Genomic DNA, 14,794 nt, shown 5'->3' with positions numbered 1-14,794 from the left:
TTCATGAAAAAAAGATCCGTCCTACAGCGAAAGGAAAAATAGCCTTCTTATTCTGTCGGGGCAAACCCGCAGGATAGTTTTTTGCGTGATATCAATATGCTTTAACGGTATTTAAATTCTTTTTCTTATACCTTTAAAGTCGGTGCCTGCCGGACAGTTACCCGCTGTCCATGGACTGCACCACCGTCGCTTACCGAGCGGCGTCAGGATGTTTCATGACCTTCGATTACGCATTTATCCTCAGCACCCTGCCGGCGTTTCTCAAAGCCGTGGGTGTGACGCTGCAGGTCGGTTTGATCGCCATCGGCACCTCGCTGCTGGTGGCGTTGCTCAATGCGACGATTCTGGTGTTTCGCACGCCTTACCTGCAAAAACTGGTCGGGCTCTATGTGGAGCTGGCGCGCAACACGCCGCTGCTGATCCAGCTGTTTTTCGTCTACTTCGCGCTGCCGGCGCTGGGGATCAAGGTTTCCGGTTTCACTGCGGCGATCATCACCATGACGTTTCTCGGCGGTGCCTACCTCACCGAAGTGCTGCGCGCCGGCGTCGATGCGGTGCCCCAGGCGCAGCTTGAGTCCGGTCGCTCCATCGGTTTGTCCCACGGCCAGTTGCTGCGCTACGTGATCCTGCCGCAGGCCGGGATTCTCAGCCTGCCGTCGCTGTTCGCCAATTTCATTTTCCTGCTCAAGGAGACCACCGTGGTCTCGGCCGTGGCGGTGCCGGAGATTCTCTACACCACCAAGAGCTACATCGCGCTCTACTACAAGACCTACGAAATGCTCGCCGTGCTGACGCTGATCTGCGTGCTGCTGTTCCTGCCGCTGTCGCTGCTGTTGAGCCGTCTGGAAAGGAGGCTCCAGCATGGCCAGTTCGGGTCTTGAACTGCTCTGGGTGTCGTTGCCGCAATTGGCCAAAGGCGCCGGGCAAACCCTGTCGATCTCGTTCCTCAGTATCGCCATCAGCACCGTCGGCGGCGTGCTCTACGGCGTGCTGCGCACGCTCAACGTACGGTGGCTGAACGCGCTGCTGCGGATCTATCTGGAGCTGTTCCGGGCGATCCCGGTGCTGGTCTGGTTATACCTGCTGTTTTTCGGCCTGCCGATTTTCTTCGGCCTGAGCCTGCCGAGCTTCTGGTGCGCGGTGCTGGTGCTGTCGTTGTGGGGCGCCAGTGAGGTGGGCGAAGTGGCGCGCGGTGCGCTGCATTCGTTGCCGCGCGGGCAACGTGAGGCGGGATTGTCGATCGGCCTGAATGCGGCGCAACTCTACGGTTACGTGCTGCTGCCCCAGGCGCTGAAGCGCATGACGCCGCCGACCATCAACGTCTACACGCGGATCATCAAGACCAGTTCCCTGGCGGTGCTGATTGGCGTGGTGGATGTGATCAAGGTCGGCCAGCAGATCATCGAACGCACCTACGAATCGGTGCTGATCTACGGCGCGCTGTTCCTGTTTTTCTTTTTCATCTGCTACCCGCTGTCGGCCGCTTCGCGCGTGCTGGAGCGGCGCTGGACGCAAGCATGAGCGCATTGATCGAGTTTCAGGGTTTCAACAAATTCTTCGGTGAACAGCAGGTGCTCAAGGGCATCGACCTGCAGGTGAAGTCCGGCGAAGTCATCGTCATCCTCGGCCCCAGCGGCTGCGGCAAAAGCACCCTGCTGCGTTGCCTGAACGGTCTGGAAACCGCCCACAGTGGCTCTCTGAAATTCGCCGGTCGCGAATTGCTGGACAAGGCCACCGACTGGCGCGAAGTGCGTCAGCAGATCGGCATGGTGTTCCAGAGCTATCACCTGTTTCCGCACATGAGCGTGCTCGACAATTTGCTGCTCGGCCCGCTCAAGGTGCAGAAGCGCGAACGCCGCGAAGCACAGCAACAAGCTGAAGCGTTGCTTGAGCGCGTGGGCCTGGCGGACAAGCGCGACGCTTTCCCGCGCCAGCTCTCCGGCGGCCAGCAGCAACGCATCGCCATCGTCCGCTCGCTGTGCATGAACCCGCAGGTCATGCTCTTCGACGAAGTCACCGCCGCCCTTGACCCGGAGATGGTCAAGGAGGTGCTGGAAGTGATTCAGGGTCTGGCCCGCGAAGGCATGACCCTGTTGATCGTCACCCACGAGATGGCCTTCGCCCGCGCGGTGGCCGATCGCATCGTGTTCATGGATGCCGGGCGCATTCTTGAACAGAACCCGCCCGAGCTTTTCTTTACGAACCCGCAAACCGCACGCGCGCAGCAGTTCCTGGAGAAGTTCTCCTACGTCGAAGCGCTGACTTCAACGACTTCGCCCACAACGTCTCAAACCAAGGAACTGGAACTGCCATGAAAACTGCCAAAGCTCTATTTGCTTTACCGCTGATCAGCCTCGCGCTGCTGGCCGGCTGCAACAAGACCGAAGAACCGGCCAAGCCCAAAGTCGCCAGCGAAAGCACCGCACCGGCCGGTTACCTGGACAAGATCAAGGCCCGCGACAAGCTGATCGTCGGCGTATTCACCGACAAGCCGCCGTTCGGTTTCGTCAACGAAGCGGGGCGCTACGTCGGCTTCGATACCGACATCGGCCGTCAATTCGCCAAGGATCTGCTGGGCGATGAAAACAAGGTCGAGTTCGTGGCCGTGGAACCGGCGAGTCGCATTCCGTTCCTGCAAAGCGACAAGGTCGACCTGATCCTCGCTAACATGACCGTGACCCCGGAGCGCAAGGAAGCGGTGGAATTCACCAACCCGAACCTCAAGGTCGCGGTGCAGGCGCTGGTGCCGCAGAGCAGTGATGTGAAAAAGCTCGATGATCTGGCAACCCGCACCACCATCGTCACCACTGGCACCACCGCCGATATCTGGCTGACCAAGAACCACCCGGACTGGAAACTGCTGAAGTTCGAGAAAAACTCCGAGTCCCTGCAAGCCCTGGCCAACGGCCGTGGCGATGCCTACGCGCAGGACAATCTGGTGCTGTTCAGCTGGGCCAAGCAAAACCCGGGCTACCGCGTGCTGGACGAAAAACTTGGCGCCGAAGCGCCGATTGCACCGGCGGTGAAGAAGGGCAATATCGAATTGCGCGATTGGGTGAATGCGGAATTGGCCAAGCTGGGGGAAGAGAAATATCTGCTCAAGCTGTATGACCAATATGTGCGTAAAGAGCTGAGCGATGACACCAAGCCTGAGAGCGTGATTGTCGAAGGCGGAAAGTGGCAGGGTTAACTCCCTGATAGATGATCGTTCCCACGCTCCGCGTGGGAATGCAGCCCGTGACGCTCCGCGTCACTGGACGCGGAGCGTCCCCAGAGGCATTCCCACGCAGAGCGTGGGAACGATCAGATACGGTGTGGAAGCGAGAGTGTGAGGTTAATCAGGCCAATTCCACGCCGGCTCATCCAGAACCCTCTGCCCGACGATCCCGGTCTGGCCGAGGGTTTTTTCCAGCACGATGCAATTGCATTCCGGGTCCTCCTGCAACGCCGAAATCAACCGCCGCGCATGGGACACCACCCACACCTGACACTGCTCCGACACCCGGATGATCAAGCGCGCCAGCGCCGGCAGCAGGTCTGGATGCAGGCTGGTTTCCGGTTCGTTCAGCACCATCAGCGATGGCGGGCGTGGCGTCAGCAGCGCCGCGACCAGCAGCAGATAGCGCAACGTGCCGTCCGACAATTCGGCCGCCGACAACGGCCGCAGCAACCCTTCCTGAAAGAACTCGATAGCGAAGCGTCCGCCCGCCATCGGTGCAATGTTCAGCCGTGCGCCGGGAAACGCATCACTGATCGCCGCCTGCAGCGCCTCGGGATCGCCGATCTCGCGGATGGTCTGCAACGCCGCCGCCAGATCGCGCCCGTCGTGATGCAGCACCGGCGTGCGCGTGCCCAGTTGCGGCTGGCGCACCGGTGCGTCGGCGTCGCTGCGAAAGTGATCGTAGAAGCGCCAGCGGCGGATGAACTCGCGCATCTGGAACACCTCCGGCGAGGTGCGCAGGCTGCCGACCTGATCGAACAGGCTGTCGAAGTTCGGCGTGTATTGCGCCAGAACATCCCAACCACGACCTTCACGGGCACGGATCATCGGCCCGTCGCGATCCACCAGCAGGCTGGCCGGACGATAAAGCGGCCCGGCCCAGATGCATTCCTTTTTGATTTCCGGGTCGAGGGAAAAGTACGAGAGGCTCGGCTCAGGTAATCCCAGGGCGATCGAATAGCTGAAATCCTCCCCGGCAAAGCCCAGGCGCAGGCGTTTGACGCCCTGGCGCACGGTGGACTGGATCGGCACTTCACCGTTGCGCATGCGCCGGCTGATGGTTTCCGGCCCGGCCCAGAAGGTCGAGTCGAGCCCGCCCTCACGGGCCAGCGCATTGACCACGCCGCCCTGAGCGGTTTCCGCCAGCAGCCGCAGCGCCCGGTACAGGTTGGACTTGCCGCTGCCGTTGGGGCCGGTGATCAGGTTCAGACGGCCCAGCGGAATCACCAATTTATTGATCGAGCGGTAATTGGCCACCGCGAGGGTCTTGAGCATGAAAATCCTTCCTGGGTGCCCCGAAATCCGGATCAGGATACTCGCTGCACAGAAATGCATATATCGCCCGGACGAAGGTTGAACCCTGTTCTAAGCTCACAGTCGTATCGTCACTTGCACGTTCGTACACAGGAAGGAGTCTGCATGGCGAGTCCCGGATTGAAAACAGCGGTCATGCTCAGTCTGTTCGCTTTATTGAGCGCCTGCGGCGAGAAAAAGGCCCCTGCGCAATACCTGCCCCGGGTCTTCGTGCAGGAGGTGAACCCCGCCAATTACGCCGCCGCCGTGACCCTCACCGGCGATGTGCAGGCCCGCGTGCAGACCGAACTGTCGTTCCGGGTCGGCGGCAAGATCATCCAGCGCATGGTCGATGTCGGTGACCGTGTCTCGGCCAAACAAGTGCTGGCCAAGCTCGATCCGAAGGATTTGCAGACCAACGTCGATTCCGCCCAGGCTCAGGTAGTGGCCGAGCAGGCGCGGGTCAAACAGAGCGCCGCCGCGTTCGTCCGCCAGCAGAAACTGTTGCCCAAGGGCTACACCAGCCAGAGCGAATACGATTCCGCGCAGGCTGCATTGCGCAGCAGCCAGAGTGCCTTGAGTGCCGCGCAGGCGCAGTTGGCCAATGCCAAGGATCAATTGAGCTATACCGCGCTGATCGCCGATGCGCCGGGCGTCATCACCGAGCGTCAGGCCGAAGTCGGCCAGGTGGTTCAGGCCACGGCACCGATTTTCAGCCTGGCCCGGGACGGCGACCGCGACGCCGTGTTCGCCGTTTACGAATCCCTGCTGGCCGAACGGCCGGCGGAGCGTTCGATTGTCGTCAGCCTGCTCGACAACCCCGCCATCAAGACCACCGGCACCGTGCGCGAAATCACCCCGGCGGTGTCCGCGCAGTCCGGCACGGTGCAGGTCAAGGTCAGCCTCGACAGCCTGCCGCCGGGAATGCAACTGGGCTCGGTGGTGAGCGCCACGGCCAAGGGTACCGGCAAATCGGCCGTTGAATTGCCGTGGTCGGCGCTGACCAAGAACGTCAGCGATCCGGCGGTGTGGATGGTCGACGAAAAAGGTGAAGCGCAGTTGCACAACGTCACCGTCAGCCGCTACCTGATCGGCAAGGTCATCATCAGCGAGGGCCTCAAGGGCGGGGAAAAAGTCATTGTCGCGGGTGGGCAGTTGCTGCATCCGGGCATGAAGGTCGAAATTGCCGAAAACACCTACAAGGATCTGCAGCCGGGAGCACAGCCATGAAGCGTCTGGGGCTGTTATCCATTGGCCTGTTGCTGGCCGCCTGTTCGAAAAGCGAGCCGCCGCCGGAGCCGGTACGGCCGGTGTTGTCGGTCAAGGTCGAAGCGTTGAGCGAGGAAAACCTCGGGCGTTTCGCCGGCAGCATTCAGGCACGCTATGAAAGCAACACCGGTTTTCGTGTCGGCGGGCGCATTGCCAGCCGCAACGTCGATGTCGGTACCGAGGTGCAAAAGGGCACGCTGCTCGCTACGCTCGATCCGACCGATCAGCAGAACCAGCTGCGTTCGGCCCAGGGCGATCTGGCGAGGGTTCAGGCACAACTGATCAACGCCCAGGCCAACGCCCGCCGTCAGCAAGCGCTGTTCGACCGGGGCGTGGGTGCGCAGGCGCAACTGGACATTGCCATGACGGACCTGAAAACCACCCAGGCCTCGCTGGATCAGGCTCGCGCGGCGGTCAATCAAAGCAAGGACCAACTCGATTACACCCAACTGCGCTCCGATCACAAAGCCGTGGTCACCGCGTGGAACGCCGAGGCCGGGCAAGTGGTGACGGCGGGCCAGCAAGTGGTGACTTTGGCGCAACCGGACATCAAGGAAGCGGTGATCGATCTGCCGGACACCCTGGTCAATGAGATACCTCCTGACGTGGTGTTTCTGGTGGCCGGGCAACTCGACCCGAGCATCAACACCACGGCCACCCTGCGCGAGATCGAACCCCAGGCCCAGAGTGCCACGCGCACCCGCCGTGCACGGTTGACCCTGGCCGATACGCCTGACGGCTTTCGCCTCGGCACGGCGATCAGCGTCACCCTCAGCTCGGCGATCAAACCGCGTATCGAATTGCCAGCTACGGCGTTGCAGGAGGCCGATGGCAAACAGCGGATCTGGGTCATCGACACCCAAAGCAAAACCGTCAACCCGCGCGACGTCAGCGTGATCAGCCGCACCGACAGCAGCGTTGTACTTGCGGGTGGCGTGAAGAACGGCGAGCGCGTGGTCAGCGCCGGCGTCAACAGTCTCAAACCCGGACAATCCGTGAAACTTGACGAGGACAGTCAATGAAAGGCTCTTTCAATCTCTCCGAATGGGCCCTCAAGCATCAGTCTTTCGTCTGGTATCTGATGTTCGTCGCGTTGCTCATGGGGGTGTTCTCCTACTTCAATCTGGGGCGCGAGGAAGACCCGTCGTTCACCATCAAGACTATGGTGATCCAGACCAAATGGCCGGGCGCGACCCAGGAGGAAACCCTCAAGCAGGTCACCGATCGCATCGAGAAAAAACTCGAAGAACTCGATTCCCTCGACTATGTGAAAAGCTACACGCGCCCCGGCGAATCGACGGTGTACGTGTACCTGCGCGACACCACCAGCGCCAAGGACATTCCGGAAATCTGGTACCAGGTGCGCAAGAAGATCGACGACATTCGCGGGCAGTTTCCTCAGGGGATTCAGGGGCCGGGATTCAACGACGAGTTCGGGGACGTGTTCGGCTCGGTGTACGCCTTCACCGCCGACGGCCTGACCATGCGCCAGTTGCGCGATTACGTGGAACAGGCGCGGGCCGAGATCCGCAATGTGCCGGGGCTGGGCAAGATCGAAATGATCGGCCAGCAGGACGAAGTGATTTACCTGAACTTCTCGACCCGCAAACTGGCGGCGCTGGGCATCGATCAGCGCCAGGTGGTGCAGAGCCTGCAATCGCAGAACGCCGTGACCCCGGCCGGTGTCATCGAGGCGGGGCCCGAGCGGATTTCCGTGCGGACTTCGGGGCAGTTCGCTTCCGAGAAAGACCTGGCCGAGGTCAATCTCAAGCTCAACGACCGCTTCTATCGTCTGGCGGATATCGCCGACATCACTCGTGGTTACACTGATCCGGCGACGCCGGAATTCCGTTTCGACGGCAAACCGGCGATCGGGCTGGCGATTGCCATGCAGAAGGGCGGCAACGTTCAGGAATTCGGCAAGGCCCTGCACAAACGTATCGATGAACTGACCGCGGATCTGCCGGTTGGCGTGGGTGTGCACACGGTGTCCGATCAGGCCGTGGTGGTGGAGGAAGCCGTCGGCGGCTTCACCAGTGCCTTGTTCGAAGCGGTGGTGATCGTGCTGGTGGTCAGCTTCATCAGCCTCGGCGTTCGCGCCGGGCTGGTGGTGGCGTGCTCGATCCCGCTGGTGCTGGCGATGGTGTTCGTGTTCATGGAATACAGCGGCATCACCATGCAGCGGATTTCCCTCGGCGCTCTGATCATTGCCCTCGGCCTGTTGGTGGACGATGCGATGATCACCGTGGAAATGATGGTCACGCGCCTGGAAATGGGCGAGAGCAAGGAGGAGGCGGCGACGTTCGCCTACACCTCGACCGCGTTCCCGATGCTCACCGGTACGCTGGTGACGGTCGCCGGTTTCGTCCCCATCGGTCTCAACGCCAGTTCTGCCGGCGAGTACACCTACACGCTGTTCGCGGTGATTGCCGTGGCGATGATCGTCTCGTGGATTGTGGCGGTTTTTTTCGCCCCGGTGATCGGCGTACATATTCTGAGCACCAACGTGAAATCCCATGAGGCCGAACCGGGGCGCGTTGGCCGTGCATTCAACGGCGGTTTGCTGTGGTGCATGCGCAATCGCTGGTGGGCCATCGGCATCACCGTCCTGTTGTTTGTGCTGGCGGTGTTCTGCATGCGTTTTGTGCAGAATCAGTTCTTCCCGTCTTCGGATCGACCGGAAATTCTGGTCGACCTCAACCTGCCGCAAAACGCCTCGATCGACGAAACCCGCAAGGCCGTCGACAAACTCGAGGCCACGCTCAAGGGCGATGCGGACATCGTGCGCTGGAGCACCTACATCGGTCAGGGTGCGATCCGTTTTTACCTGCCACTCGACCAACAATTGCAGAACCCGTACTACGCGCAACTGGTGATCGTCAGCAAAGACTTCGAAGCCCGCGAGGCCCTGAGTCAGCGCCTGCGCGAACGTCTGCACAAGGACTTCGTCGGCATCGGCAGTTACGTGCAGGCGCTGGAAATGGGGCCGCCGGTGGGGCGCCCGATCCAGTACCGGATCAGCGGCAAGGACATCGACCAAGTGCGCAAGCATGCCATCGACCTGGCGACTGAACTGGACAAGAACCCGCACATCGGCGAGATCATTTACGACTGGAACGAGCCGGGCAAAGTCCTGCGCATCGACATCGCCCAGGACAAGGCGCGCCAGCTCGGGCTGTCGTCCGAAGACGTGGCGAACCTGATGAACAGCATCGTCAGCGGGGCGCCGCTGACCCAGGTCAACGACGACATCTACCTGATCAACGTGGTCGGTCGCGCGGTGAGTTCGGAACGCGGTACGCCGGAAACCCTGCAGAACCTGCAGATCGTCACGCCCAACGGCACGTCGATTCCCTTGCTGGCCTTCGCCACCGTTCGTTATGAGCTGGAACAGCCGCTGGTGTGGCGTCGTGATCGCCTGCCGACCATCACCATCAAGGCGTCGGTGCGTGACGAGATTCAGCCGACCGATCTGGTGAAACTGTTGAAGCCGTCCATCGACGCGTTCGCCGACAAACTGCCCGTTGGCTACAAGGTCGCCACTGGCGGTACGGTCGAGGAGAGTGGCAAGGCCCAAGGGCCGATTGCGAAAGTGCTGCCGTTGATGCTGTTTTTGATGGCGACCTTCCTGATGATCCAGCTGCACAGTGTGCAGAAGCTGTTTCTGGTGGCCAGTGTTGCGCCGCTGGGGTTGATCGGTGTGGTGCTGGCGCTGGTGCCGACCGGTACGCCGATGGGCTTCGTGGCGATCCTCGGGATTCTGGCGTTGATCGGCATCATCATCCGCAACTCGGTGATCCTCGTGACCCAGATCGACGAGTTCGAACGCAAAGGTTACGCGCCTTGGGATGCCGTGGTGGAAGCCACCGAACACCGGCGCCGGCCGATCCTGCTGACCGCCGCCGCGGCGAGCATGGGCATGATCCCGATCGCCCGGGAAGTGTTCTGGGGGCCGATGGCCTACGCGATGATCGGCGGGATCGTGATTGCGACCCTGCTGACGCTGCTGTTTCTGCCGGCGCTATACGTGGCCTGGTACAAGATTCGCGAGCCGAAGAAAGAGGCGCAGTAAGGCGAGCGCCTTGCGTTTATCGCCAACTACACGGCTTTGCGCCAGACACTCGCCAGCCAGGGCTGCTGCTCACGCGGCAGCCCCGCCGGCCGGTAGTAATGTTCCAGCTCGACGAACCCGGCAGCGGTCAACAATCCGCGCCAGGCCTCCAGATCGTGATACGAGCCATAACGCGGCCCGTTCCAGCCCTCACGGTTATCCCCACGCGGATTGGAACTGAACAGCACGCCGCCCGGTTTCAATGTCCCGTGCAGTTGCTTCAAGACCCGAGGCAATTCCTGCAACGGCACATGAAACAGCACTGCGTTGGCGAAGATCCCGTCGAAGCGTTCGTCCGGCAGATCCAGCTTCAGAAAGTCCTGACACCACACCTCGCAACCACTGTCCTCGCGAGCCATCTGCGCGAATTTTTCCGCACCGTCGAGGCCGACGGTGACGTGTCCCATCCGGGTAAATGTCTGTAAGTCCCGCCCCGGCCCGCAGCCGAAATCGAGGATGGAAAACGGCGCCGTACCCTGGATGTGCCGCAACAGGGCGTCGATGTTCTGGCTGACATCGTGATCGCGGGTGCCTTCACGAAAATCTTCGGCCACCGCGTTGTAGTGGCTGAGGGTGGTCGAAGTGATCTGCTCAAGATCGGTGGGGGTCTGTTTCATGGTCGGACTGCGGTGGCATTCGGGTTTGGTGAATATACGCCATACAGGTTCAGGCGGGTGCGCAGGCAATAACCCTGTACCGCACTGAGCAATCCCGAAACGGATGAAATAACGCCTGTGCGACAGATGATTGTCGCGATGCCGCCCCGTCTCGGGCGACCTCTTCAGAAACAGGATTTCCTATGGTCATCGGTCGCAAGCCCCACGTCACGCCATCACCTGCCCGTTTTGCACCGGATGCCACGCGGCCCCGTACGAGGCCAGGCGATACCCTTTCCATCGAGGCCCCGGCAATCAAGGTTGCGCGAACCTCTCCAGCGCTGGAAAAAGATCCGGCGATGCCGGTTTCTGCTGACGCCGCGGTCACGATTACCGGGCTGCCCCTGGCGGAAAATACTTCTATCCGGTCCGTAGTGATGTCGCTTGAAAAGTATCGCCTCAGACTGCCGCGTGGCCTCCCGGCTGCCGATACCCAGGGCATCAGGCGTTTCAAGGGCCGCGAGTTTGTCGATATCGCTGCGGGTGAAATCGTGCAGGTCCGGCAGGACGTCGTAACGGGTGAATACCGTGCGACGCTCCCGTCGGAACAGTCCGTCTCGGGGCCGAGACTTGTTCTTGATCAGCGGACGATGATCTGGAAAGCCGAACAACTGTCGATTCTGGCTGACATCGGCAACGCCATGAGCGCCCGATACGATTCCGAGCTTATCGGCCTCAAGCCTTCAATCGGCAGGGATGCAACAGCTGCGCAGGGTCGACTGTATGAAGGCCGGGATGACCGGTTCGAGCGTCAAACCTCTCTCACCGTGACGATCATTGCCCGTGGACTGAGCCAGTTTGAACCCCGGCACGCAGCCACCCTGCGAACCGAGTTGCACGCCACGCACCAGATATTTTCCGATGCTCGCAATGGGCTCGCGGCGAACTACGCCGAGGTCGCAGGTATTTTTCAGGGATTTTTCGGCACGCAGCATGCGCTGATCAAGGCGAAGTTCGCCGATTGCCTGTCGCGAGGCGAGGCGCTGTCAAAGGAGTATCAGGGGCCATGGGGGATGGAAAAGTTCGTGGGTGTGGCATTTGACCAGGATCGCCGGGCGTGGATGTACCAGTTCGATTTTCATGGCCGTTTATTCATCAGTCTCAATCACCTGCAGACCGGGGATTTTGCCGCCGTTCTGGGTCATGAGATGCTGCACACGAACAGGGTCAACCGGTTCAAGAGCGTTGGGCCAGGCGCGCTGGATTTCTTTTATCTGGACGCGCGCATGGGAAATGCCCTAAGTCGTCCGCTGCCGGTTTACGACATGGCCGAGCGCGTTGTTTCGGAAGTCATCATGCAGGGCGGCATGACGGTGGCATACCTGGATGGGTTCACGAGCGACCACAGCCGTTTCACCGCCGGAGTCAGAGAGGCTCTGGGACTGGCAGAGAAGCTGGATGTCCAGACGGCTGTCGACCTGTTCAATGCCCACCCGACCGTTCGGACATCGCTAGCCTCAAGCAATGCCGACAGCATTATCTACGCCGCCACCAGTCTGCAGGCTCTGCATCTGGCCAGAATCGCAGACAGCCAGCTGCTTGAAAGCCTGTTGAACCGTTGACGATCTCAGCGCTTGTTCAGCCCCCGTGCCAGACGATCTCCACCCAGCTGAATCAGCGCTACCAGCGCCACCAACAGTACGATGACGGTCAGCATGATCTGGCTGTCGAAGCGCTGATAGCCGTAACGATAGGCGATGTCACCCAGACCGCCGGCGCCAATCGCTCCGGCCATGGCCGATGAGTTGATCATCGTCACCAGGGTGATGGTGAACCCGCCCACAATCCCCGGCAGGGCCTCGGGCAACAGCACGTGCCAGACGATGTGCCAGCGCCGGCAGCCCATGGCTTGCGCGGCCTCGATCAGGCCGTAGTCGACTTCACGCAGACTCACCTCGGCGATTCGCGCAAAGAACGGTGTGGCCGCGATGGTCAGCGGTACGACGGCCGCCCACACGCCGTAGGTGGTGCCGACGATCAGCCGGGTGAACGGGATCAGCGCGACCATCAGAATCAGGAACGGGATCGAACGAAACAGGTTCACGAAGGCACCCAGCGCACGGTTAAGAACCGGCGCTTCGTAGATCCCGCCCTTGTCGCTGGTGACCAGAATCACCGCCATCGGAATACCCGCCAGCAATGCGATCAGCGAGGACACGCCGACCATCAGAAACGTGTCGATGAAACCCTGCAGCAAGCGATCAAACCACATAACCCAGCACCTCCGTGCGTTGTGCCCATTGGCTGGCTCGCTCACGCAATTGCTCGGCGTTCAGCTTTGAGCCCGCCACCGCCAGCAGCAATTGCCCAAGCGCGTGGCCCTGAATCCGTTCCACGCCGCCCTGGAGCAATTTCACCCGGCCACCGAGCGCGGCGAACAGCGCGGCCAGATCCGGTTCGTCCTGTTGGTTGCCAGTGAACTGCAAACGCAGCACAACTGACGCATCGGGCGAGGACGGTTGTGCCTGCAAACGGCTTTGTAATTCTTCGGGCAAGGCGTGTTGCAACGGTGCGAGCAAGGTCTGGCTGACTTCGTGCTGCGGGTTGCCGAACACTTCCCAGACCGGGCCCTGCTCGACGATGCGGCCGTGTTCGAGCACGACGACGCGGTCGCAGATTTCCCGGATCACCGCCATCTCGTGGGTGATCAGCACGATGGTCAGGCCCAGGCGTCTGTTGATCTCGCGCAGCAGGCCGAGGATTGACTGGGTGGTTTCCGGATCGAGAGCCGAGGTGGCTTCGTCACACAGCAAAATATCCGGGTCATGCACCAGCGCGCGGGCGATGCCGACCCGCTGTTTCTGCCCGCCGGACAGCTGCGCCGGATACGCCTTGTGCTTGGCTTGCAGGCCCACCAGCTCAAGCAGTTCGCGAACCTTGTTCTCCCGCTGTTCCTTCGGGACGCCGGCGACTTTCAGTGGCAGTTCGACGTTCTGCCACACCGTTTTCGCCGACATCAGGTTGAAGTGCTGGAAGATCATGCCGATCCGCCGTCGCAGGGCGACGAGGCGGTCCTCGTCGTATTCGCCGATGTCCACCTGATCGATCAGCACCCGGCCCGAGGTCGGTTGTTCGAGGCGGTTGATGGTGCGAATCAGCGACGACTTGCCGGCGCCGCTGCGACCGATGATGCCGAACACTTCACCGCGCTGGATCGCCAGGTCGATGCCTTGCAGGGCGGCGACCGGGCCTTGTTTGCCGTCGTAGGTTTTGCCGAGCCCGACGAAACGCACATGAGCGCGGTTCAGTTCCGGATGCAGTTCGGTGCGTTGCGCAAGCGCAGGTGGCTCTGGAAGGTCCAGTCGCCGTCGGATGGCCGCGGTCATCCTCAGCTTTCCCAACCGGCCTGGTACAGCTTGCCGTGGGCCTTATCCAGCGCCGCGCGAACGGCCGGCGAATGCTGGTAGATGTCGACGAACTTGATCAGGCGCGGGTCGGTCTTGCTCTTCGGCTGGATCACGAATTGGATCACGTATTCCTTGTGGTCGAGACCGTCGAACAGCAGCGCGGAGCCGGCATCGAAAGTCTTCGCCAGACGAATGTAGGCCGGGTAGCCCTGAACCAGATCGGCGTCATCGTAGGCGCGCACCAGTTGCACGGCTTCAACCTGGAGGATCTTGATCTTCTTCGGATTGGCGACGATATCGTCTTCGGTGGCCTTGTAGCCGACGCCCGGCTTGAGGGTGATCAGACCGGCCTTGGCCAGCAGTTGCAGGCCGCGTCCGCTGTTGATCGGGTCGTTGGCGATGGCCACGCTGGCGCCTTCCGGCAGCTCGTCGAAGCTTTTGTATTTCTTCGAGTACAGGCCGACGTTGTTGATGATGCCCGGCGCGAACGGCACCAGGTCGAAACCGGAGGCGGCCTTGGCGTTTTCCAGGAACGGAATGTGCTGGAAGTAGTTCACGTCGATGTCACCGGCGGCGAGGCTGACGTTCGGCGCGATCCAGTCGGTGAATTCCACCAGCTCGACTTTCAGGCCTTGTTTGGAGGCCTCTTCGACGGCGGCTTCCAGCGGAATCGCGAAGGCTGCGGTAGTGCCGATTTTCAACGGGGCATCGGCGGCGAAAACAGCCGAGCTGAACAGGCCGAAGGCCAGGGCCAGTGCTTTGACTGGGTGGGACAGCAGTTTCTTGGTCATGGTGGTTTTCCAGTCAGTTAATTTAGCCTGATCGCTCCCACGCTCCGCGTGGGAGCGCGCCTCAATGGACGCTCTGCGTCCGCTGTCGGGACGCAGAGCGTCCCAGG

Annotated in this window: 13 protein-coding genes; 8 read left to right on the top strand and 5 right to left on the bottom strand. The window is 61.3% G+C overall.

Features of this window, described 5'->3' with window-relative positions:
- Window positions 1-215: 215 nt before the first annotated feature.
- The 4 genes from CAF77_RS11225 to CAF77_RS11210 are packed head-to-tail and all read left to right on the top strand — an operon-like array spanning window position 216 to window position 3,190.
- Window positions 216-881, top strand: a complete 666-nt coding sequence (locus tag CAF77_RS11225; protein WP_007918712.1) for an amino acid ABC transporter permease — start codon at window positions 216-218, stop codon at window positions 879-881.
- Window positions 862-1,521 (top strand): amino acid ABC transporter permease, encoded by a 660-nt coding sequence (locus tag CAF77_RS11220; protein ID WP_041475107.1) that lies wholly within the window; start codon window positions 862-864, stop codon window positions 1,519-1,521. Before CAF77_RS11225 ends, CAF77_RS11220 begins: the two co-directional genes overlap by 20 nt.
- On the top strand, window positions 1,518-2,315 hold the full coding sequence (locus CAF77_RS11215; protein ID WP_064382717.1) for an amino acid ABC transporter ATP-binding protein: 798 nt from the start codon (window positions 1,518-1,520) through the stop codon (window positions 2,313-2,315). The genes CAF77_RS11220 and CAF77_RS11215 overlap by 4 nt, the downstream gene beginning before the upstream one ends.
- Entirely contained in the window at window positions 2,312-3,190 is an 879-nt protein-coding gene (locus CAF77_RS11210) for a transporter substrate-binding domain-containing protein (RefSeq protein ID WP_064382718.1), read from the top strand. Before CAF77_RS11215 ends, CAF77_RS11210 begins: the two co-directional genes overlap by 4 nt.
- A 144-nt stretch (window positions 3,191-3,334) precedes the next feature.
- Here the strand turns inward: CAF77_RS11210 and CAF77_RS11205 are convergent, their stop codons facing one another.
- Window positions 3,335-4,495, bottom strand: a complete 1,161-nt coding sequence (locus CAF77_RS11205; protein WP_064382719.1) for an AAA family ATPase — start codon at window positions 4,493-4,495, stop codon at window positions 3,335-3,337.
- 144 nt (window positions 4,496-4,639) lie between these two features.
- Between CAF77_RS11205 and CAF77_RS11200 the strand changes: the two genes are divergently transcribed.
- The 3 genes from CAF77_RS11200 to CAF77_RS11190 are packed head-to-tail and all read left to right on the top strand — an operon-like array spanning window position 4,640 to window position 9,854.
- Window positions 4,640-5,743, top strand: coding sequence for an efflux RND transporter periplasmic adaptor subunit (locus CAF77_RS11200; protein WP_064382720.1), 1,104 nt, complete (start codon window positions 4,640-4,642; stop codon window positions 5,741-5,743).
- Window positions 5,740-6,804 (top strand): efflux RND transporter periplasmic adaptor subunit, encoded by a 1,065-nt coding sequence (locus CAF77_RS11195; protein ID WP_064382721.1) that lies wholly within the window; start codon window positions 5,740-5,742, stop codon window positions 6,802-6,804. Before CAF77_RS11200 ends, CAF77_RS11195 begins: the two co-directional genes overlap by 4 nt.
- Entirely contained in the window at window positions 6,801-9,854 is a 3,054-nt protein-coding gene (locus tag CAF77_RS11190) for an efflux RND transporter permease subunit (RefSeq protein ID WP_064382722.1), read from the top strand. Before CAF77_RS11195 ends, CAF77_RS11190 begins: the two co-directional genes overlap by 4 nt.
- Window positions 9,855-9,880: 26 nt before the next feature.
- Here the strand turns inward: CAF77_RS11190 and CAF77_RS11185 are convergent, their stop codons facing one another.
- Window positions 9,881-10,510, bottom strand: coding sequence for a bifunctional 2-polyprenyl-6-hydroxyphenol methylase/3-demethylubiquinol 3-O-methyltransferase UbiG (locus CAF77_RS11185; RefSeq protein WP_064382723.1), 630 nt, complete (start codon window positions 10,508-10,510; stop codon window positions 9,881-9,883).
- 182 nt (window positions 10,511-10,692) lie between these two features.
- Here CAF77_RS11185 and CAF77_RS11180 point away from each other — a divergent pair, with 182 nt between their 5' ends.
- Window positions 10,693-12,111: a hypothetical protein gene (locus tag CAF77_RS11180; RefSeq protein ID WP_139831590.1), complete on the top strand. Its 1,419-nt coding sequence runs from the start codon at window positions 10,693-10,695 to the stop codon at window positions 12,109-12,111.
- A gap of 5 nt (window positions 12,112-12,116) precedes the next feature.
- On the opposite strand, the gene CAF77_RS11175 is transcribed toward CAF77_RS11180, so the two are convergent.
- The 3 genes from CAF77_RS11175 to CAF77_RS11165 are packed head-to-tail and all read right to left on the bottom strand — an operon-like array spanning window position 12,117 to window position 14,687.
- Entirely contained in the window at window positions 12,117-12,761 is a 645-nt protein-coding gene (locus CAF77_RS11175; protein WP_007952752.1) for a methionine ABC transporter permease, read from the bottom strand.
- Complete coding sequence (locus tag CAF77_RS11170) at window positions 12,751-13,875, bottom strand: methionine ABC transporter ATP-binding protein (RefSeq protein WP_064382725.1); 1,125 nt, start codon at window positions 13,873-13,875, stop codon at window positions 12,751-12,753. Before CAF77_RS11170 ends, CAF77_RS11175 begins: the two co-directional genes overlap by 11 nt.
- A 2-nt stretch (window positions 13,876-13,877) precedes the next feature.
- A complete protein-coding gene (locus CAF77_RS11165; protein ID WP_007952748.1) occupies window positions 13,878-14,687 on the bottom strand; it encodes a MetQ/NlpA family ABC transporter substrate-binding protein in 810 nt (269 codons plus the stop codon).
- Window positions 14,688-14,794: the final 107 nt, after the last annotated feature.

It is taken from the genome of Pseudomonas sp. R15(2017), from assembly GCF_002112685.1.
Classification (GTDB): domain Bacteria; phylum Pseudomonadota; class Gammaproteobacteria; order Pseudomonadales; family Pseudomonadaceae; genus Aquipseudomonas; species Aquipseudomonas glycinae.
Note: the sequence above shows the minus strand (reverse complement) of the source record. Positions and strands in the feature narration are given on the sequence as shown.

What these genes read in the sequence shown, in the direction of transcription:
- CAF77_RS11225 (WP_007918712.1), top strand. Translation starts at nt 216, where the DNA reads ATGACCTTCGATTACGCATTTATCCTCAGCACCCTGCCGGCGTTTCTC.
- CAF77_RS11220 (WP_041475107.1), top strand. Translation starts at nt 862, where the DNA reads ATGGCCAGTTCGGGTCTTGAACTGCTCTGGGTGTCGTTGCCGCAATTG.
- CAF77_RS11215 (WP_064382717.1), top strand. Translation starts at nt 1,518, where the DNA reads ATGAGCGCATTGATCGAGTTTCAGGGTTTCAACAAATTCTTCGGTGAA.
- CAF77_RS11210 (WP_064382718.1), top strand. Translation starts at nt 2,312, where the DNA reads ATGAAAACTGCCAAAGCTCTATTTGCTTTACCGCTGATCAGCCTCGCG.
- CAF77_RS11205 (WP_064382719.1), bottom strand. Translation starts at nt 4,495, where the DNA reads ATGCTCAAGACCCTCGCGGTGGCCAATTACCGCTCGATCAATAAATTG.
- CAF77_RS11200 (WP_064382720.1), top strand. Translation starts at nt 4,640, where the DNA reads ATGGCGAGTCCCGGATTGAAAACAGCGGTCATGCTCAGTCTGTTCGCT.
- CAF77_RS11195 (WP_064382721.1), top strand. Translation starts at nt 5,740, where the DNA reads ATGAAGCGTCTGGGGCTGTTATCCATTGGCCTGTTGCTGGCCGCCTGT.
- CAF77_RS11190 (WP_064382722.1), top strand. Translation starts at nt 6,801, where the DNA reads ATGAAAGGCTCTTTCAATCTCTCCGAATGGGCCCTCAAGCATCAGTCT.
- CAF77_RS11185 (WP_064382723.1), bottom strand. Translation starts at nt 10,510, where the DNA reads ATGAAACAGACCCCCACCGATCTTGAGCAGATCACTTCGACCACCCTC.
- CAF77_RS11180 (WP_139831590.1), top strand. Translation starts at nt 10,693, where the DNA reads ATGGTCATCGGTCGCAAGCCCCACGTCACGCCATCACCTGCCCGTTTT.
- CAF77_RS11175 (WP_007952752.1), bottom strand. Translation starts at nt 12,761, where the DNA reads ATGTGGTTTGATCGCTTGCTGCAGGGTTTCATCGACACGTTTCTGATG.
- CAF77_RS11170 (WP_064382725.1), bottom strand. Translation starts at nt 13,875, where the DNA reads ATGACCGCGGCCATCCGACGGCGACTGGACCTTCCAGAGCCACCTGCG.
- CAF77_RS11165 (WP_007952748.1), bottom strand. Translation starts at nt 14,687, where the DNA reads ATGACCAAGAAACTGCTGTCCCACCCAGTCAAAGCACTGGCCCTGGCC.